The organism is Streptomyces sp. H39-C1 (assembly GCF_027158125.1).
Taxonomy (GTDB): domain Bacteria; phylum Actinomycetota; class Actinomycetes; order Streptomycetales; family Streptomycetaceae; genus Actinacidiphila; species Actinacidiphila fildesensis.
On the sequence record NZ_JAPVLS010000071.1, the window covers coordinates 32,023 to 51,449 of the forward strand.

Here is a 19,427-nt window from a genome sequence, read left to right on the forward strand (position 1 = left end):
AGTGGCGGACGCCGGATTCTTCGCGGCAGTTCGGGACGGGGCGGGACGGAGCGACGACGTCGCCCTCATCTCCGGCAAGCGGGCATGGACCTACCGTGAGTTGATCACCTCGGCGGAAATCTTCGCCGGGCACCTCGGGCGGCACCCCACCACGGGACTGCCGGTTGTGGTGGACGTCGCCGACGCGGCTGTCCGCGCGGTCGTCACCCTCGCCGCGGACCTGGCCCAACTGACCGTCCTGCACAGCGATCCCGGCGCGCCCACCGACTTCGGCGGGCTCGTCGTCCGGGACAGCGCGACGCTCCCGGAGCCGTCGGAACCGCCCGCCGTACGGACCACCGACGGCGGCGTCGAGCTGTGGACGCACACCCGGGCCGCCACCCACAGCCTGGCCGGCATCCCGGCCCGCTCCCAGATCTTCCTCACCTCGGGATCCACCGGAACGCCCACCGGCGTCGTCCGGCCGGCCGCCACCGTCCTCACGGACGCGCACCGGATCGCGGCGTTCATGGGATACGAGCAGGGCCTGCCGGGCGTCGTCAGCACCCTTGCCTTCCACTGCTACGGCTTCGCCTACGGCATCGCCGCGCCCCTGCTGCACGGCACCCCGATCCGGCACGTCCCCTCGCGGTCCATACCGTCCCAACTGGCCCGCGCGGTGCGCGAGCACGGGGCGCGGACGCTGGTCGGGCTGCCGTTCCAGTTCCAGCTGCTGGCGGGTACCGCCGCACCGCTGGACTTCGGGGAGCTGCGGATGGCGGTCTCCTCGGGCGCCCCGCTGCCCCCGGCGGCGGCCGGCGCCATCACCGGGCGGTACGACTTCGCCCTCTACAACGCGTACGGGTCCTCGGAGACCGGGGCGCTCTCCGCGGCGCTCAGCACCGGGGAGCAGTTGCCGGGCGAGGTCGGCACACCGTTCCCCGGCGTCGTCCCCCGGCTGGTCCCGGTCGACGGCGTGTCCGGCGGCGGTGAACTGCAGCTGCGGACCGACGCGTTGGCGGCCGGCTACACCGGCACCGACGGGCTGCTCCCGCTCGACTTCGACGGCGACTGGTACCGCACCGGCGATCTGGCCCGCATCGAGGACGGCGGCATCCGGATCAACGGCCGGCTGAAGAACATCATCAACGTCGCGGGCAAGAAGGTCAGCCCGGCGGAGATCGAACGGGTACTGGCCCGGCACCCGGCGGTGACCGACGTCCAGGTCGTCGCGGCCCCCGACGACGTACGCGGCCAGGTGCCGGCCGCCCGCATCGTCACCAGCTCCGGCCTCACCGTCGCGGAGCTGCTCGCGTGGTGCCAGTCCCGGCTGGCCCCGCACCAGATGCCGCGGCGGGTCAGCTTCCTGGACGAGATCCCCCGGTCGGCGATGGGCAAGCCGCTCAAGGGCCCGGAACCGAGCTAGCCATGGAGAACTCCGCTCCCGGTATCCACCGCACCTCACGCGGCACGTTCATGGAACTGCCCCCGCAGACCCGCATGCTGCTGGAGAGCGAGGGATCGACCACGATCCTGCTGGAGTCCCTGATCGCCTGCCGGCTCACCGTCCGCGTCGACTCCCAGCTTCCGGTGGACGCCGGCTCCCTGGACCGCCGGATCCGCGACGAGCTGGGGCTGTCGCCGCACGCGAAGCCGGTGCTCCGCAGTTCCGCGCTGCTCACCCCCGCCGGGGAGGTCGTCAGCAGCAACCGTGTCGTCTTCGACGGGGCGGCCGTGCCGTGGCTCGCGGACACCCAGGACTCCACGCCGCTGGGCCGTGAACTGCGCGCCCGCAACTCCATGCAGCACCGCGTCATCCTCGACAACGGGCTGGCGAGCTGGCCGCCGGGCGGGGCCGGTACGCCCTGCGCGTTCAAGGAGTACATCATCAACTGCTCCGACGGCAGCCGCATCCACCTGCACGAGACGTTCAGCCCGTACTTCGTCCCGGTGCCCGGGCGATGAGCTGGGAGGGGGTTCCCGAACCGTTCCAGGAGTGGTGGGCCAAGCGCGCCAGGGCGGGCTGGTTCGACGTCACCCGGATCCCGTTCGACGAGATGGAGGGCTGGTCCTTCGACGAGCCGACCGGGAACCTGGTCCACGGGAGCGGGAAGTTCTTCTCGGTGGAAGGGCTGCGGGTGACCGACGGGGACGGCCGCGGGACCTGGACCCAGCCGGTGATCCACCAGCCGGAGTTCGGCGTCCTCGGCATCCTCGTGAAGGACTTCGACGGGGTCCCGCACTGTCTGATGCAGGCGAAGATGGAACCCGGCAACATCAACACCCTGCAGCTCTCCCCCACCGTGCAGGCCACCCGCAGCAACTACACCCGGGTGCACGGCGGCCAGCCGACCCGCTACCTCGACCACTTCCGCGGCCCCGGCCGCGGGCAGGTCCTGGTGGACACCCTGCAGTCCGAGCAGGGCACCTGGTTCTGGCAGAAGCGCAACCGCAACATGGTGGTGCGGGTGACCGAGGACGTTCCGCTGCACGAGGACCACCAGTGGATCGCCTGGGACGACCTGCGGCGGATGCTGCGGATCGACGACCTCGTCAACATGGACAGCCGCTCGGTGATCGCCTCACTGCCCTTCCCACCGGGCCCCGGTTCTCCCGGGGCCGCGCACCACTCCATGAGCCACGTCCTCAGCTGGTTCACCGAGGCCAAGACCCGCTGCGACTGGTCCGCGCGGCTGGTGCCGCTGGCCGGTGTGCTGGGCTGGACCCGGTCCGCGCGGCGGATAGCGGACGAGGACGGGGACCGTTTCGACGTCATCGCGGTACGGGTGCAGGCGGGGAACCGGGAGGTGCCCGGCTGGACGCAGCCGCTGCTCGCCCCCCGCGGCCTGGGACTCGCCGCGTTCCTCGTCCGCCGGATCGACGGCGTACCGCATCTGCTCGCGCGCGCCGGGCACGAGCCGGGGCTGCTGGACCGGGTCGAGATCGCGCCCACCGTGCAGCTCCCCGACGCGACGGCCGGCGGCCCGGGCGGAGCGCCGCCGTTCCTCGACGTGGTGAACGGGGCCTCGAAGGACCAGGTGCGCTTCGACACGGTGCTGTCCGAGGAGGGCGGCCGTTTTTACCACGCCAGGACCCGCTACCGGCTGATCGAGGTCGGGGACGAGGTGCCGGTCCGGGTGCCGGAGGACTTCTGCTGGACGACCGTGTCCCAGCTGATGGAACTGGTGGGTCACGGCCATTATCTGAACGTGGAGGCGCGCACCCTGCTCGCCTGCGCGCGGAGCCTGTGACCGGCGACGCGCACCGGTAAATGTGTGAAGGGGAACCCCGATGAGCGAGCCCGAACCGGCCTCCGGCGTCCTGCGGCTCGGGGTGCTGGGCTGCGCCGACTTCGCCTGGCGCAAGATGCTGCCCGCGATCGCCACCGTCCCGGAGCTCCGGATCACGGCACTGGCCAGCCGTGACCCCGCGAACGCGGCACGCTTCGCGGACCGGTTCGGCGGCGAGCCCGTCACCGGGTACGAGGCGCTGCTGGAGCGGGAGGACGTCGACGCCGTGTACGTGGTCCTGCCGACCGGCCTGCACCACCGGTGGGCTGTGCGGGCGCTGGACGCCGGCAAGCACGTACTGGCCGAGAAGTCCCTGACGACGGGGGCCGAGGAGGCCGGGGAACTGGTGGCCGCGGCGCGGGACCACGGTCTGTGGCTGATGGAGAACTTCCTCTTCCTCCACCACTCCCAGCACCCGGCCGTGCGCGAGCGGATCGACGCCGGCGCGATCGGTGCGCCGCGCGTCTTCAGCGCCGCCTTCGGCGTCCCGCCGCGCCCCGCCGGCGACATCCGCAACAGCCCTGAGCTCGGCGGCGGCGCCCTGCTGGACGTGGGCGCCTACACCGTCCGCGCGGCGACGTACTTCCTCGGCCCGGATCTCACCCTGGCCGGCTCCCACCTGCGGATCGACGGGCGCACGGGCGTGGACGTGGGCGGCAGCGCCCTGTTCCACACGCCCTCGGGCGTCTCGGCGGAGCTCTCCTTCGGCTTCGACTCCTCCTACCGCACCACCTATGCCCTGTGGGGCTCCGAGGGCCGGATCAGCGTGGACCGGGCCTTCACCCCGCCCGCCGATCTGCTGCCCTCGGTGCGCTGGGAGCGGCAGGACTCGGTGGAGGATCTGGTCCTGCCGGCCGACGACCAGTACGCCAACGGAGCCCGGGCGTTCGCCCACCGGGTGCTGACGGGCGCGCCCTTCGACGCGTACGGGGAGTCGCTGGTGGGCCAGGCGGCGCTGCTGGAGCAGATCAGGGACCGGGCACACCACGCAACGGTCTAGAACCGTTACCCGACGCCGTTCAGATCGGGACCCAGGCGGCGCCCCGCGTCCAGGCCGGCGATAGCCGCCAGGTCCGCGTCGTCCAGGGCGAAGCCGAGCAGGTCCGCGTTCCGCCGGATCCTGGCCGGGTCGGCCGAGCGGGGGATCGCGATGTGGCCGAGCTGCAGATTCCACCGCAGGACGACCTGGGCGGCGGTCACCCCGTACCGCCCCGCGATGGCGGTGAGCACCGGCAGCGTGAGCACGTCGCCCTGGCCCAGGGGGCTGTACGCCTCGGTGGCGATGCCCCGCGCGCGGTGGTGGGCCCGCAGGGCGGGCCGCTGGTACCAGGGGTGCAGTTCGATCTGGTTGACGGCCGGGACGATGCCGGATCCGGCCACCAGCCGTTCGAGGTGCGGGATACAGAAGTTGGAGACACCGATGGCGCGGGCGCGCCCTTCGGCGTGGATCCGTTCCAGCGCCCGCCAGCTCTCCGGGTACAGCTCGCGGTCCGGCTGGGGCCAGTGGATCAGGTAGAGGTCGACGTACTCCAGGCCGAGCGCGGTCAGTGAGGCGTCGAAGGCGCGCAGCGTCCGGTCGTGGCCCTGGTCGGCGTTCCACAGCTTGGTGGTGACGAAGAGGTCCGCGCGGGGCAGCCCCGAGGCGGCGAGCGCCCGGCCGGTGCCGCGCTCGTTGGCGTACACCGCGGCGGTGTCGATACCGCGGTAGCCGCACTCCAGTGCCGTCGACACCGCGACAGCGGTCTGGGCGTCGGTCAGATGACCGACGCCCAGACCGAGCTGTGGCATCGCGGTGCCGGTGTTGAGGGTGACGCGCGGCAGACCGCTCACGCCGCCCCCGTCCGTACCGCGGCTACCCGTGCCCGACTACTTGATCGCACCGGCGGTGAGGCCGGCCTGGATCTGCTTCTGGAAGACGATGTAGACGGCGAGCACCGGAAGCATCGCGATGGCGAGGCCGGCGAAGAGCGCCGCCCAGTCGCCCGCGTACCCCTGCTGCGTCGCCAGGTCCGCCAGCCCCTGCGTCAGCAGGTAGTTCTTGGAGTCGCCCTGGTTGAGGACGATCGGCAGCAGGTACTGATTCCACTGGCCCAGGATGTTGAAGACACCGATGCTGATGAGGCCCGGCTTCGACATCGGCAGCATGATCTGGAAGAAGGTCCTCGTGTGCGAGGACCCGTCGACCAGTGCCGCCTCCGCGATCGAGGTCGGCAGCGTCCGGAAGAACGACGTCATGAAGAACACGGTGAAGGGCAGCGAGTACGCGATGTAGACCAGGATCAGTCCGGGGAACGTGTTCAACAGGCCCAGGTTCTTCGTGACGAAGAAGAGCGGGACCAGCACCATCACGACGGGGAAGGCCATGCCCCCGACGAAGAGGTAGTAGATGAACCGGTTCCCGAAGAACTCGAAGCGCGCCAGGACGTAGGCGGCCATCGAGCCCAGGATCATCGTGCCGGTGGTCGAGAAGCCGACCACGATCGCCGTGTTGATGAAGTACTGGCCGATGTTGGCCTTGTTCCAGGCCCGGGTCCAGTTGTCGAAGTGCAGGTGCGTCGGGAGCGACCAGGGGCTGCCCACGATGTCGCCCGAGGTCTTGAGCGAACTCCAGAGCACCCAGAGCATCGGCACCCCGACCATGAGCGCCCACACCAGGAGGAAGCCGTGGGAGAAGACGTTGAGCACGCCTCCCTCACTGCGCCGCCAGTTGCGTTTGGTGGTCTTTTTGGCGGTCGGGGCCGCCGACTTCTGATTCTCCACAGAAACTGCGTTCGTCGTCATCGCGCCACCCCTAGAACTCGATACGGTCGCGGCGCGACAGCCGCATGCTGAGAACGGCGAAGATCAGCGTCACGATCAGCATCGCGACACCCATCGAGGCCGCGTAACCGAACTGGCTGTTGTCCCGGAAAGCCGTCTTGTACAGCAGCAGGGGCAGCACGTCGGTCGATTCGTCGGGCCCGCCGTTGTTCACCGACATCAGCTGCACGAACGCGAATCCGTCCATGGCCATGATGCCCATGTACACCCAGCCGGTGGCAACCGTGTCCCGCAGCAGCGGCAGGGTGATCCGGAAGAACGTCGTGCCGCGCTCGGCGCCGTCCAGCCGCGCCGCCTCGTAGATCTCGGTCGGGATGGAGGCCATCCCGGCGGAGAACAGCACGACGTAGAAGCCGACGTTCGCCCAGATCATGACGACCATGATGCAGGCCAGTGCGGTGGACTTGTCGCCCAGCCACGCGTGCTGGAGGGAGGCCAGGCCCAGGTTCCCCAGCAGGGCGTTGAGCAGGCCTTCCTTGTTGTCCGGGTTGTAGATCTGCTGCCAGAGCACAGCGATGATCGTGACGGACAGCACCTGCGGGAAGAAGAAGACCACCTTGTAGATGGACGATCCCCGCACGCCGGAGACCCCCGCAGCACTTCCTCTGCGGCGGCCTCCGACGTTGAGCATGAAGGCGAAGAACAGACCGAGCGACAGAGTCACCAGCGGCACCACCAGCAGCATGATGATGTTGTGCGACAACGACTTCCAGAAGAGGTCGTTGTGAATGAGCTTCTGGTAGTTGTCGAGCCCGATGAATTTCTTGTCGGATGAGATTCCGCTCCAGTCCGTCATCGAGATCTGGAAGTCCTGGACGAAGGGCGAGATCACGAGGACCCCGTACAACGCCAAGGGGATTGCCAGAAAGCCGATGATGAACCGGTACTTGCCATGTCGCATGTCGCCGGTCGCTCTCGTCTCAGTCAGTACAAGTGAAGCAGCGTCAGGCGTGCTTGAACTTCGGGACGGAGGAGTCCTTCGCGGTCGCGTCCGAGGCCGCCTGCGCCTTGGTGATCCACTCCGCGGCCTTGATCTTGCCGGAGAGCAGGTCGAGCGTGAGGTTTCCGATGGTCTCTTCGTTCAGCTTCTTGTACCAGTCGCCGAGACGCGGGTTCACCACGTTGGCGGCGGCGGCCTTGAGGCCCTTGCTCGCGGAGGCGAGACCCGGGGTGAGGGTCAGGCCCTCCTCGGCGCCCGCGACGGCGGTCAGGGACTTCAGGGACTCGGTGAACGCCTTGGCCTGGGCCTTGCTCAGCATGATGCGGAGCAGTTCCATGCCGCCGGCCGGGTTCTTGCCGTCCTTGGCGACGATGAAGGGCTCGCCGGCCGCGGCGCGGATGGCACCGAACGGGAGCTTGTCGCTGGCGCCGCCCTGGATCGCGCCGACCGCCAGGTCGAAGTCCTTCGGCATGGTGGGCGCTGCCTCGTTCTCCACCCAGGAACCGTTCGGGATGAAGGCGGCCTTGCCCTTCGTCCAGTCGGTCTGCGCCTGGATGTGGGTCTTGCCCTCGGAACCCTGAAGGATGTAGCCCTTGGCGGCCAGCTCCTCGTAGTACGCGATGACACCCTTGACCGCGTCGGTCTGGAACGCCTTCGGCTCCAGGTTGTCGATGGCGTTGATGCCCTCGACGCCGCCGGCCTTGGCGATCTGGGCGAAGATGTCGAAGTGCACGTAGTACGGGTACTTACCCGGGTACGTGTACGGCGCGATGCCCGCGGCCTTGATCTTCTCGCAGAGCGCCAGCTGCTCCGTGAAGGTCTGCGGGTACGTCCAGCCCTTCGCCTGGAAGAGCTTGTTGGAGTACCAGGTGCCATAGACGGTGAACGCGTAGTTGAGCGCGTACACCTCCTTGCCGCCGTACTGGCCCTGCTCGATGGTGCCGGCGATCAGGGTGTCGCGGACCTTCTTGGCCGGGTCGTCGAAGGACGCGGCGTCGAGCAGCGGGGTGAGGTCGACGAGCTTGCCCTGCTTGGCGAGCGCCGCCGTGTCCAGGTTGTCGGCACCCGAGTTGTCCATGACGTCCGGCGGGCTGCCGCCGGCGAAGCGCGGCTGCAGCTTCGGGCCCAGGGCCTGGGTACCCGTGTGCTTGACCGTCGTCTTGTACGTGGTGTTGTAAGCCGTCTCGGCGTTCTTGACGTAGTCGTCGCCGAAGCCGCCCTTGAAGATGAACGCCTCGAGAGGCGCGCCCTCCTTGACACCGAGCGGGTTCTTGGCGGACACCGTGCCCGTTTCCTTGGGCTTGTCGGTCTTGTCACCGCTGTCGGAGGCACACGCGGTGAGGAAAGATGCCGACGGTACGGCGACCAGGCCAACGGCCATCGCGCGCTTGACCAGATCCCGGCGGTTCAGTTCGGATCCCATGCTCAAGTCCTCGCCCTCTACAGGACTCATGCGGTGCAGCGGAATCCGCCGGCGCCCGCGAACAGATGAAGCTTCAGTGATGCTGCCATCCACCGAGGAGGGGTGGTCCTGCCACGAGCGGGCGTTTTCGGCCCGTCGATCCCCCCGCCCCGTCCCGCGCTCGCGGGCTTCCCTGGACGCGACAGGTATAGTCCACTTCTCGTTGAGAGGGCAAGATCGACAGCCCGTTTGGCCGTGAAGCTTTCCCGAGTTGAGACCTGGCCGAAACGCGGAGGAGCAGACTCCGTTTCTGGAACCACCTCGAACAGTAGGCATTTGCCTTCACTTATCTACCATTGATCACCCTCATGTGTTCAGTTCTTGAAGGACAAATGCGGACGGACCGCACCCCCGGGTGAGGGATGCGGTCCGTCCGGACGGCCGTGGCCGGCCGCCCTGGCCCGTGTCGGGCCGTGCTTACTTGGTGATCAGCGAGCGCAGCACGTACTGCAGGATGCCGCCGTTGCGGTAGTAGTCCGCCTCGCCGGGGGTGTCGATGCGCAGCTTGGCGTCGAACTCGACATCGCCGGCCGTCACCTTCACCGTCTCCGGGATCCCGCCGTCGTTCAGCGCGGTCACGCCGGTGAAGGAGAAGGTCTCCTCGCCGGTGAGGCCCAGGGAGGCCGCCGTGACGCCCTCCGGGTACTGCAGCGGCAGGACGCCCATGCCGATCAGGTTCGAGCGGTGGATGCGCTCGTAGGACTCGGCGATGACGGCCTTGACGCCGAGCAGCGCGGTGCCCTTGGCGGCCCAGTCGCGGGACGAGCCCGAGCCGTACTCCTTGCCCGCCAGGATGACCAGCGGGATGCCGGCGGCCTGGTAGTTCTGCGAGGCGTCGTAGATGAACGACACCGGGCCGCCCTCGACGGTGAAGTCGCGGGTGAAGCCGCCCTCGGTCCCCGGGGCGATCTGGTTGCGCAGCCGGATGTTGGCGAAGGTGCCGCGGATCATGACTTCGTGGTTGCCGCGGCGCGAGCCGTAGCTGTTGAAGTCACGGCGCTCGACCTTGTGCTCGGTCAGGTACTTGCCGGCCGGGGTGTCGGCCTTGATCGCACCGGCCGGGGAGATGTGGTCGGTGGTGACCGAGTCGCCCAGCCGGGCCAGCACCCGGGCGCCGGTGACATCGGTGACCGGGGTGGTCTCCATCGTCATGCCGTCGAAGTACGGGGGCTTGCGGACGTAGGTGGACTCGCTGTCCCACTCGAACGTGTTGCCGGTCGGGATCGGCAGCGCCTGCCACTGCGCGTCACCCGCGAAGACGTCCCGGTAGGACTTGTTGAACATGTCCTCGCCGATGGCGTTCGCCACGACGTCGTTGACCTCGGCCTCGGTCGGCCAGATGTCCTGCAGGAAGACCGGCTTGCCCTCGGTGTCGGTGCCGATGGCGTCCTTGGTGATGTCCACCTTCATGGAGCCCGCGATGGCGTACGCGACGACCAGCGGCGGCGACGCCAGGTAGTTCATCTTGACGTCGGGGTTGATCCGGCCCTCGAAGTTGCGGTTGCCCGAGAGCACCGAGGTGACGGCCAGGTCGTGCTCGTTGATCGCCTTCGAGATCTCCTCGTCCAGCGGACCGGAGTTCCCGATGCAGGTGGTGCAGCCGTACCCGACGAGGTTGAAGCCCATCTTGTCGAGGTACGGGGTGAGGCCGGCCTTGTCGAAGTAGTCCGTGACGACCTTCGAGCCCGGGGCGAGGGTGGTCTTGACCCACGGCTTGCGGGTCAGGCCCTTCTCGACCGCTTTCTTGGCCACGAGCGCGGCGGCGACCATGACGTAGGGGTTCGAGGTGTTGGTGCAGGAGGTGATCGCGGCGACGGTGACCGCGCCGTGGTCGATCTCGAAGGACGTACCGTCCGCGAGGGTGACCAGGGTCGGACGGCTCGGAACGCCGTTCGTCGAGGCCGGGGAGTCGGAGGCCGGGAAGGACTCCTTGCCGGCCTCGTCGTCGTCCTCGACGTAGTTGCGTACGTCCCGGGCGAACTGCTGCGAGGCATTCGCGAGGACGATGCGGTCCTGCGGGCGCTTCGGGCCGGCGATGGAGGGGACCACCGTGGAGAGGTCGAGCTGCAGCTTCTCCGAGAAGTCCGGCTCGGCGGCCGGGTCCAGCCACAGGCCCTGCGCCTTGGCGTAGGCCTCGACGAGCGCGACCTGCTGAGCGTCGCGGCCGGTGAGCCGCAGGTACTTCAGGGTCTCGTCATCGATCGGGAAGATCGCGGCGGTGGAGCCGAACTCCGGCGACATGTTGCCGATGGTGGCGCGGTTGGCGAGCGAGGTGGCGGCGACGCCCTCACCGTAGAACTCGACGAACTTGCCGACGACGCCGTGCTTGCGCAGCATCTCGGTGATCGTCAGCACCAGGTCGGTGGCGGTGGTGCCGGCCGGCAGCTCGCCGGTCAGCTTGAAGCCGACGACGCGCGGGATGAGCATCGACACCGGCTGGCCGAGCATCGCGGCCTCGGCCTCGATGCCGCCGACGCCCCAGCCCAGCACACCCAGACCGTTGACCATGGTGGTGTGCGAGTCGGTGCCGACGAGGGTGTCGGGGTACGCCTGGCCGTTGCGGACCATGACGGTACGGGCCAGGTGCTCGATGTTCACCTGGTGAACGATGCCGGTGCCCGGCGGGACGACCTTGAACTCATCGAACGCGGTCTGGCCCCAGCGCAGGAACTGGTAGCGCTCCCGGTTCCGGCCGTACTCCAGCTCCACGTTCTGCGCGAACGCCTCCGGCGTACCGAACTTGTCGGCGATCACGGAGTGGTCGATGACCAGCTCGGCCGGGGCCAGCGGGTTGATGCGGGACGGGTCGCCGCCGAGCTCCTTGACGGCCTCACGCATGGTGGCGAGGTCCACCACGCAGGGCACGCCGGTGAAGTCCTGCATGATCACGCGGGCCGGCGTGAACTGGATCTCCTGGCTGGGCTGGGCGCTCGAGTCCCAGTTGCCGATGGCCCGGATGTGGTCGGCGGTGATGTTCGCGCCGTCCTCGGTGCGGAGCAGGTTCTCCAGCAGGACCTTCAAGCTGTAGGGAAGGCGGGCGGAGCCCTCGACCTTGTCCAGCTTGAAGATCTCGTACGACTCGTCGCCCACCTGCAGCGTGCTGCGGGCGTCGAAGCTGTTCGCCGACACGACAGTCTCCTTCATGCATGTAATTCGCGCGTACCACCGCAATCCTGCCGACACGACCGACACGACTCCATGCCGATCCGCTAAGGTGAGCGCTAGGTTAGGTATGCCTTACCTAGCGGCTCGGTGACTGCGGCGTGGTACGCCTCGGCAGATATCTCGATGTCGAGATAACTCTAGTACATCACCGGTGCGGGGTCATGCCCCGGCACCCCTGTGGCGCTGTCCCGCGCCCGGCGCCATCACCCGGAACCTACTCCTCCATCTGGAGCAATCCTTCACACGATCAGGCGCATTAATCTCATATCCGAGATACTGACCTTGTGTAACGTTGCTGGATCGAGGGCCACCGCGCCACGTCTACCCCGTTCGCGACGATCCACACGCCGCACCTGCCTTTCGACACACAGCCCCCATCTCATGTGTGAGATACCGTTTGCCACATGATCGATGACTACCTCGCCCGTATCGGCAAGCTCATCCGTGACGCCCGCCAGCACCGTGGCTGGACCCAGTCCCAGCTCGCCGAGGCGCTGGGCACCAGCCAGAGCGCGGTCAACCGCATCGAGCGCGGCAACCAGAACATCAGCCTGGAGATGATCGCCAGAATCGGCGAGGCGCTGGACAGCGAGATCGTGTCGCTCGGCTACGCCGGGCCCATGCACCTGCGGGTCGTCGGCGGCCGGCGGCTGTCCGGCGCGATCGACGTGAAGACCAGCAAGAACGCGTGCGTCGCGCTGCTGTGCGCCTCCCTGCTGAACTCCGGGCGCACCACGCTCCGCCGGGTCGCCAGGATCGAGGAGGTCTACCGGATCCTGGAGGTGCTGAACAGCATCGGCGTCCGCACCCGCTGGATCAACGACGGCAACGATCTGGAGATCGTACCGCCGGCCGAGCTGGACCTCGACGCGATGGACACCGAGGCGGCCCGGCGCACCCGCAGCGTGATCATGTTCCTCGGCCCGCTGCTGCACCGCACCGACCGTTTCCGGATCCCGTACGCCGGCGGCTGCGACCTCGGCACCCGTACGGTGCAGCCGCACATGAACGCGCTGCGCCACTTCGGCCTCGACGTGACCGCCACCGACGGCACCTATCACGCGGTCGTCGAGCGGGCGATCTCCCCCAGCCGGCCCATCGTGCTGACCGAACGCGGCGACACCGTCACCGAGAACGCGCTGCTGGCCGCCGCCCGCAACAACGGCATCACCGTGATCCGCAACGCCAGCTCGAACTACATGGTCCAGGACCTCTGCTTCTTCCTGGAGGAGCTCGGGGTACGGGTCGACGGCGTCGGCACCACCACCCTGACCGTGCACGGCGTCACCGACATCGACCGCGATGTGGACTACGCGCCCTCCGAGGACCCGGTCGAGGCGATGAGCCTGCTGGCCGCCGCCGTGGTCACCGAGTCGGAGCTGACGATCCGCCGGGTGCCGATCGAGTTCCTGGAGATCGAACTGGCCGTCCTGGAGGAGATGGGGCTGGACCACGAGCGCACCGAGGAGTACAAGGCCGACAACGGCCGGACCCGCCTCATCGACCTCACCGTGCGCCCGTCCAAGCTCCGCGCGCCCATCGACAAGATCCACCCGATGCCGTTCCCCGGCCTCAATATCGACAACGTCCCCTTCTTCGCCGCCATCGCCGCGACCGCCCAGGGCTCCACGCTCATCCACGACTGGGTGTACGACAACCGCGCGATCTACCTCACCGAGCTCACCCGGCTGGGTGCCGGCGTCAAACTGCTCGACCCGCACCGCGTCCTCGTCGAGGGCCCGACCCGCTGGCGCGCCGCCGAGATGATGTGCCCGCCCGCGCTGCGCCCCGCCGTCGTCATCCTGCTCGCGATGATGGCCGCCGAGGGCACCTCCGTACTGCGCAACGTCTATGTCATCAACCGCGGCTACGAGGACCTGGCCGAGCGGCTCAACACGATCGGCGCGCAGATCGAGACGTTCCGCGACATCTGACCGGCGGGTGCCGCCGCACCCCTCCTGAGCTGCGCGAACACAGATCAGCAAGGGGTGCGGCGGCACCCGTGGGACTTCTCTGGGACTTTGGGCGTGGGCCGGGCTCCTACGGGCTGCTGGCCAGGCCCAGTTCTTCTTGATCCGCCGGTCCAGGTGGCTGCCGGTCGCTTCGACCAGGCCCCACAGTTCGTGGCCCGGAATGTTGCGGCCGGCCAGCTGCAACCGGCGCTCACGTGCACAGCGTGGTCAAGACTGCTTCCCCCGCGGCTAGGGCATCCGGTCAAAGTCCTGCCCTACGCGGGGCCGTTCTCAGGCGGCGGAGTGGGTGTGGGTGCGGAGCTGTTCGTTGAGTGCGAGGGCTTCTTCGAGCTGGTCCTGCAGCGCGACGATGCGGCACGCGTCCTCGATCGCGGTGCCCTGGTCGACGAGCTCACGCACCCGGACAGCGATCCGCAGCTGATAGCGGGAGTAACGGCGGTGACCGCCCGCGGAACGCAGCGGGGTGATCAGGTGGGCTTCGCCGATCGCACGCAGGAAACCCTGAGAGGCACCGATCATCTCGGCGGCGCGCCCGATGGTGTAGGCGGGATAGTCGTCGTCATTGAGTCGGGCGAAGGAATCGTCTGCCGTCATCTCACCTCACCGGGAAACAGACAAAGGGGCTGAGAACGCGTGGAGGGGCCCTGGCGCCGTAGCACCAGGGCCCCGAAGGACGGAAAACACCACCTACCGGCCCTAGTACTGCGCCGGCCTACTGTGTCCGCACTACCGGCCGCGGCCGGGAATACGGGGATCGCGAACGCGTGACCGGAGACCACCTACCTATCGATGTCCTGCGGCACCCAGGCCTGCTACTTCGCCCGGGCAATCCTGATGGCGCTCAACCCCTCCGTTCCCTCTGAACCGAAACACTGACCAAACCAGCACTACGAACTGCTGTTCCTGCGAACTGCTGGTGGCCTTCACTACACCACTCTCCGACAGCCAGCCCCGTCGCCCGTACTACAACTGCCCTGGCTTAGAGCCCCACTGCCGAACCTCCCAGTGCGCGCGCCCGCAGCCGACGCCTTCACCGAGGTACCACTCATGTACCGCACTGCTGGGTACTGCAACTGCATCCGGTACTGCTGTCCTGCATGATGCGGTCCTGCTGAACTGCGGGTACTGCGTGTCAGAACTGCACTTGCCGTACTGCGTTACTGCACGGCGGCCCCTCCCGGGGCGGCCCGACCCGGCAATCAACCCTGCGGCCCACCTGCACTTACCGGCCACCGGATTCCATCACCGTGCCACACACTCCGCGCGGCAGTTCGTGTCTGCCGTGCCCTGCTTCCTTCTTGGCTACGACCAGAACTCTACCCAGATCCAGAAGCGAATGTCTACTTCACGCGCGATAGATTTTCGTGGCACCAGCCGACAGGCATCCTGGCTCCCGCTCAACAGCGCCGGGGGCGCGACATGGCATGAAAGGGCAGGAGAACAGCATGCGACCCGACCACTCACGTTCCGTCCCGCTGACGGACATCTGCGATGCGTGCGCCCGGCCACTCACCGACGGATGCCATCTGAACGTCGTCCCGGACTCCTCCGCCATCCACGCGAGCGATCGGGCACGCGACGGCCGGCGCCTGATCGCCGCCTGCTCGCCCGAACATCTCATGGCCCTGCAGCAGGAGTACCGCGAGCGGCCGTTCGTCCCCGAGGAGCTGTGGGCCGGACAGATCCGGCGCGCCCTGGCACAACAGCACCACGGGCTCACCTCTCAGGCACTGTCCGAAGCGACCGGTCTGGACGACCTGCAGATCCAACGCGCCATGGAGTGGGAGCAGCACCGGGCGCAATCCTGCGAGCACCACCCGCACCTCCCCGAGACCGGGTGACCGCCTCGCCAGGTAAGGCACGGGCGGTCAGGTCAGGTAGGTGGTGATGTCGCGCAGGGACTGTCCGGTCGTGAACGCCAGGGCGCGCATGCGGGCGAGGGCTTCATCGAAGGGGATCCCCAGGCGCAGGGCCAGAGCTCCCGCGGCACGGTGGGTAGCGCCCCAGTGGGTCTCCAGGAGGCGGGCCGGTTCCCACGGCAGGTCCGCCCCTTGGAGAAACTCTGTCCGGTAGCTGTCCAGGAGGGCGGCGGCCGCGGTATCCACAGCGGCAGCGGCCTGCCGGGTTTGTGCCCAGGGGGTGGCGCGGGGTTGGGCGTAGAGCACCGCGGCCGCCCCGAACCGCTCGTCGGCCCAGCGCAGCGGGAAGGCGTGGATCGCGCCGACCCGTGGCAGCACCTCACGCGCGGCGGTCCCGAAGAAGGGCCAAGGGGTGACCTGGTGGCGGAGGTCTCCGATCATCATGGGGTGTCCGGTGAGGCTGGCGCTGTGGCACGGGCCCTCCCCCACCAAGAACTCCAGTTCCTCCAGCCGTAAAGCCGGCATGCCGCTCACCGCCAGCAGCTGGCGGCCGGGCGTATCACTGAGCAGGGACATCACCGCCCAGTCCGCCTCCAGCACCCCGCACAACGCGTGGCACAGACGCCCCGGAAGCCCCGACGTATCACCCGCCGCCGCCTGACTCACCCGGCGTACCGCCGACCACCGCTCCACCACGACCACCGCCATCCGCACAGCAGTTCCCGTTCCAGCCCGGTGCACACAGACTCCCAACTCCCCCCGCCCGCGCACAAGGCTCGCTCTGGAGGCCACCTCGATTCCCGACCGGAGCCACCGCACCAGCGATACGAGCGCCGGTGTGCTGGATCGCTCACCCGCACGGCCTATCGGCCGATTCCGCAGCCCGGCCGGGTCGTTGGACGGGCGTGGAGACGACGGTGACGGGCTGGGGTCGGGCAGTGATGGCGTTGCGCGCGGGCGATTGGTGGTCGGTGGTGACCGTTCAGCCTCCCGATCAGGCGGCGTACGGCGAGCTGGCGGTGCGCGTGCGGGCTGCCGGACTGGCGCGGATGACCGCCCGCACGTGGAGCGCGGGGTTGTGGCCGGTGACCCGGTGTTCGGTGACGGTCCAGGACGGGAAACTCACACAACTGCACACTGGTCGCTCCCGTCTGCTGTGCCCGCAGCAACGCCCCGTGTCACCGCTCTGGCAGGAAGCGGCCGACCGGGGCCTGGTCGCACTCGCCGTGGTCGGACCGGGGACCTGGCCCGACGACACCATCGAGGGCGAGAAGGGCTCCCACGAGCAGCGCCGCCTCATGGATGCCGCTTCCGCCGGAGGGATGCTGCTCGGCGGTCTGGCGCATCTGCGCGGTGCCCCGGAACCGTACGGAAACCGCTGGTAGCCCGGTTGCCGCGTGGACGGCGGGCACGATGCCCTCGACGAGCGCGCCGCCACCAGCGGATGGTGGGGTCCGGGTCACAGTGCATACCGGCACCGATCCATGGCACCGGGCGCGACGGTATCGCTCAGGCGGGTCGGAACCCGCTCCTGCAGTGGGATAGTTTGCCTCTTCGTACCTGCCCGGAGTTCGTGGAACCGGTAGGTGCTGGGACGGGCACGACAGCGGGAAGAGGGCTCCCATGCCGGACAGTGGAATCGACGGACTGGGTGAGGCGCTGGCTGCGGCAGAGGCCGCGCCGCCCGTAGAGTCCGTCGATGTCATCGCCGCGGCGCTGCGGCGGCAGTTCGGGGCCCGGTCGGTGTCGTTCCTGATCACCGACTTCACGGGTGCCGCCGTCGTGCGCCTGGGCGCCGCTGACAATATCGACCTGGACCGTCCCGCTGACGCGATCGCCGTGTCCGGCACGGTGTACGAGCAGGTGATCCGCACCCAGCAACCGCATGTGGAGCGGATCGGGGACGGTGCTTGGACGCGGGTGATCGCGCCGGTGACCAACCGCGGGGATGCCATCGGGCTGCTGGAGCTCTACCTGCCCCACCACCCGGGCCCCAACACCTTGCGAAAGATCAGCCGTAGCGCCCACGCTTTTGGCTACATCGTCATCGCGAATCGGCCCTTCACCGATCTCTACCAGTGGGGTCGGCGTACCGCGCCGCTGAGTTTGGCCGCCGAGATCCAGCACCGGCTGTTGCCTGCGTCCTTGGCGTGTGAAGCGGCCCAGTTCGCGGTTGCCGGCGCCCTGGAGCCGGCCGAGTTCGTCGGCGGCGACACGTTCGACTACGTCATAGACCGTGACCATGTCCAGCTGTCCGTCACCGATGCCATGGGCCACGACGTGGACGCTGCTCTGCTGGCCACCCTCCTGGTCGGCGCCCTGCGCCGCGCCCGGAGGCAAGGCGCCGACCTCGCCGGACAGGCCCGGCAGGCCGACCAAGCCCTGGCCGAGCACAGCGGGGGTCGCTACGTCACCGGCCAACTCCTGCGCATCAGCCTGCACGATGGTCGAACCGAGTTCATCAACGCCGGCCACCCCTGGCCCCTGCGCCTGCGCGGAGGAAAGGTCGAGCAGCTCGTGCCGGACATCGACATGCCCTTCGGCTTCACAGCTCCCCACACCTACACCGTGCAGCACCTGGACCTGCGGGCCGGGGACCGGCTCATCATGCTCACCGACGGGATGCTGGAACGCAGGGCCGCGGACCTCGACCTGTCGGCGCTCATCGAAAGCACCCAGGACCTGCACCCGCGCGAAGCCGCCCGCGTCCTGATCGAGCACGTCGTTCAAGCCCACGACGGGCAACTACAGGACGACGCCACCGTGATGTGCCTGGACTGGTACGGAACCCACGACACCCGACGCCGCGCCGACCACGGCGCCGACGTAACCGAAGCCTCCCCCGCCACCGACACCGAGGCCGACATCTCCACCACGACCCACCAGCGAACCGCACCACGCTGAAGACGCCCCGCCCACGGCGGCAGGATTCGCGCAGCCCGTGCGCGGGTGACCGGTCAACAGCAGGGACCGGCCGGCCCCGCCGGTTGGTCTTCGTGATGGTTGCCCGACCGCCCTCCTCGTCATCTGACGCAGGCAGTGACCAGGGGTGTCGCACCGGGCAAACCGGACGGCGGCGCGGGAGTCCGCGCCGCCGCTGTCTGGTTCCGGCTTCCGCTGGGATCGGGAAAGACCCTAGACCCTTTCAGCCGTCCGCTGCGGCGTCAGTTCAGCGCCCGGCGGGCGCAGGAACAGGCACAGCGTAAAGGCGGGCTCGGTGGTCCCACAGCCCCAGCGGGTATCGACAACGGTGCACGCGGGCCCCTGTTCCAGCCAGTCCGCAGCTGCCTGGAACAGGGCCGTGGGGTCCTGGCCGGCCAGGATCAGCGTCCCGTCGTCCTCCACGGTGACCCACAGATCGACGTGCGAGTTCACGAACGCGCCCGCCCGCTCACGCAACTCTTCCACCAACGTCGCAGTACCGGAATCAATCATCATCTCTACCTTTTCCACGCGATATCAGTGACTATCTGTGTCCCCCGGCTACCATCCGTCACTCCCCCGAGCCCCTCCGGATCGCCGGGGCACCCGGTTGGCTCAGCCATGAGCACGGTGACCCGCTGGAGGGCTTCCGCTCCGTGTTCGAACGGCACATCCCGCCGGTCAGGACCAACGCCAGGGGCCGTGCCACCCGGACACGGGGGGTGGCACGGCCCCTGAGGAGCGTGTGGTGCTACGCGGCGGTGGTGGTCGTGCGGGGCGCGGGGCGCTCGCCCGGGGCGGAGCGGCGGGCCTGGGCGAAGCGGCTGCGTCGGCCGCGGGTGGCGGTGGCGCTGCGCTTGGCGCGTTCCACGACCGGTGCGGCGATGACGCACGGGATGCCGCTGGGGGCCTGGGCTCCGGTGATGCGGGTCAGTTCGGCCTCGTCGGGGCGGACCTGTGCGGTCTGCGGGGCGATGCCGGCGTCCCGCATCAAGCGGATCATGTCGCGGCGCTGGT

Annotated in this window: 16 protein-coding genes and 1 pseudogene; 8 read left to right on the top strand and 9 right to left on the bottom strand. The window is 68.7% G+C overall.

Going from position 1 to position 19,427, the window contains the following annotated elements:
* Nucleotide 1 precedes the first annotated feature (1 nt).
* The 4 genes from O3W51_RS34965 to O3W51_RS34980 are packed head-to-tail and all read left to right on the top strand — an operon-like array spanning nt 2 to nt 4,269.
* Nucleotides 2-1,405, top strand: a complete 1,404-nt coding sequence (locus O3W51_RS34965) for a class I adenylate-forming enzyme family protein (protein WP_138354270.1) — start codon at nt 2-4, stop codon at nt 1,403-1,405.
* Between the two features lie 2 nt (nt 1,406-1,407).
* Nucleotides 1,408-1,944 (top strand): hypothetical protein, encoded by a 537-nt coding sequence (locus O3W51_RS34970; RefSeq protein ID WP_138354269.1) that lies wholly within the window; start codon nt 1,408-1,410, stop codon nt 1,942-1,944.
* A complete protein-coding gene (locus O3W51_RS34975; RefSeq protein ID WP_138354268.1) occupies nt 1,941-3,230 on the top strand; it encodes an NDP-hexose 2,3-dehydratase family protein in 1,290 nt (429 codons plus the stop codon). The genes O3W51_RS34970 and O3W51_RS34975 overlap by 4 nt, the downstream gene beginning before the upstream one ends.
* A 40-nt stretch (nt 3,231-3,270) precedes the next feature.
* Complete coding sequence (locus tag O3W51_RS34980) at nt 3,271-4,269, top strand: Gfo/Idh/MocA family protein (protein WP_269288313.1); 999 nt, start codon at nt 3,271-3,273, stop codon at nt 4,267-4,269.
* Between the two features lie 5 nt (nt 4,270-4,274).
* Here O3W51_RS34980 and O3W51_RS34985 read toward each other — a convergent pair whose 3' ends face one another.
* From O3W51_RS34985 to acnA, 5 genes are all read right to left on the bottom strand, one after another.
* Nucleotides 4,275-5,099: an aldo/keto reductase gene (locus tag O3W51_RS34985; RefSeq protein WP_138354266.1), complete on the bottom strand. Its 825-nt coding sequence runs from the start codon at nt 5,097-5,099 to the stop codon at nt 4,275-4,277.
* A gap of 36 nt (nt 5,100-5,135) precedes the next feature.
* On the bottom strand, nt 5,136-6,050 hold the full coding sequence (locus tag O3W51_RS34990; RefSeq protein ID WP_138354265.1) for a carbohydrate ABC transporter permease: 915 nt from the start codon (nt 6,048-6,050) through the stop codon (nt 5,136-5,138).
* Between the two features lie 10 nt (nt 6,051-6,060).
* Entirely contained in the window at nt 6,061-6,990 is a 930-nt protein-coding gene (locus O3W51_RS34995) for a carbohydrate ABC transporter permease (RefSeq protein WP_138354264.1), read from the bottom strand.
* 43 nt (nt 6,991-7,033) lie between these two features.
* Nucleotides 7,034-8,452 (bottom strand): N-acetylglucosamine/diacetylchitobiose ABC transporter substrate-binding protein, encoded by a 1,419-nt coding sequence (gene ngcE, locus O3W51_RS35000; RefSeq protein WP_164297968.1) that lies wholly within the window; start codon nt 8,450-8,452, stop codon nt 7,034-7,036.
* A 456-nt stretch (nt 8,453-8,908) separates the two neighbouring features.
* Entirely contained in the window at nt 8,909-11,620 is a 2,712-nt protein-coding gene (gene acnA / locus O3W51_RS35005; protein ID WP_138354262.1) for an aconitate hydratase AcnA, read from the bottom strand.
* A gap of 440 nt (nt 11,621-12,060) precedes the next feature.
* On the opposite strand from acnA, the gene O3W51_RS35010 reads away from it, so the two are divergent.
* Nucleotides 12,061-13,590: a helix-turn-helix domain-containing protein gene (locus O3W51_RS35010; protein WP_138354261.1), complete on the top strand. Its 1,530-nt coding sequence runs from the start codon at nt 12,061-12,063 to the stop codon at nt 13,588-13,590.
* A gap of 309 nt (nt 13,591-13,899) precedes the next feature.
* On the opposite strand, the gene O3W51_RS35015 is transcribed toward O3W51_RS35010, so the two are convergent.
* Complete coding sequence (locus tag O3W51_RS35015) at nt 13,900-14,223, bottom strand: MerR family transcriptional regulator (protein ID WP_138354260.1); 324 nt, start codon at nt 14,221-14,223, stop codon at nt 13,900-13,902.
* A gap of 851 nt (nt 14,224-15,074) precedes the next feature.
* Here O3W51_RS35015 and O3W51_RS35020 point away from each other — a divergent pair.
* On the top strand, nt 15,075-15,470 hold the full coding sequence (locus O3W51_RS35020; RefSeq protein WP_138354259.1) for a hypothetical protein: 396 nt from the start codon (nt 15,075-15,077) through the stop codon (nt 15,468-15,470).
* A 27-nt stretch (nt 15,471-15,497) separates the two neighbouring features.
* On the opposite strand, the gene O3W51_RS35025 is transcribed toward O3W51_RS35020, so the two are convergent.
* Entirely contained in the window at nt 15,498-16,196 is a 699-nt protein-coding gene (locus tag O3W51_RS35025; RefSeq protein WP_269288315.1) for an ANTAR domain-containing protein, read from the bottom strand.
* A gap of 266 nt (nt 16,197-16,462) precedes the next feature.
* Here O3W51_RS35025 and O3W51_RS35030 point away from each other — a divergent pair, with 266 nt between their 5' ends.
* Nucleotides 16,463-16,873 (top strand): hypothetical protein, encoded by a 411-nt coding sequence (locus O3W51_RS35030; protein ID WP_269288316.1) that lies wholly within the window; start codon nt 16,463-16,465, stop codon nt 16,871-16,873.
* A 238-nt stretch (nt 16,874-17,111) separates the two neighbouring features.
* On the top strand, nt 17,112-18,392 hold the full coding sequence (locus tag O3W51_RS35035) for a PP2C family protein-serine/threonine phosphatase (protein ID WP_269288317.1): 1,281 nt from the start codon (nt 17,112-17,114) through the stop codon (nt 18,390-18,392).
* A gap of 231 nt (nt 18,393-18,623) precedes the next feature.
* On the opposite strand, the gene O3W51_RS35040 is transcribed toward O3W51_RS35035, so the two are convergent.
* Complete coding sequence (locus tag O3W51_RS35040) at nt 18,624-18,941, bottom strand: hypothetical protein (protein ID WP_138354256.1); 318 nt, start codon at nt 18,939-18,941, stop codon at nt 18,624-18,626.
* 220 nt (nt 18,942-19,161) lie between these two features.
* Nucleotides 19,162-19,427, bottom strand: a pseudogene (locus tag O3W51_RS35045) (DEAD/DEAH box helicase); the annotation flags it as partial.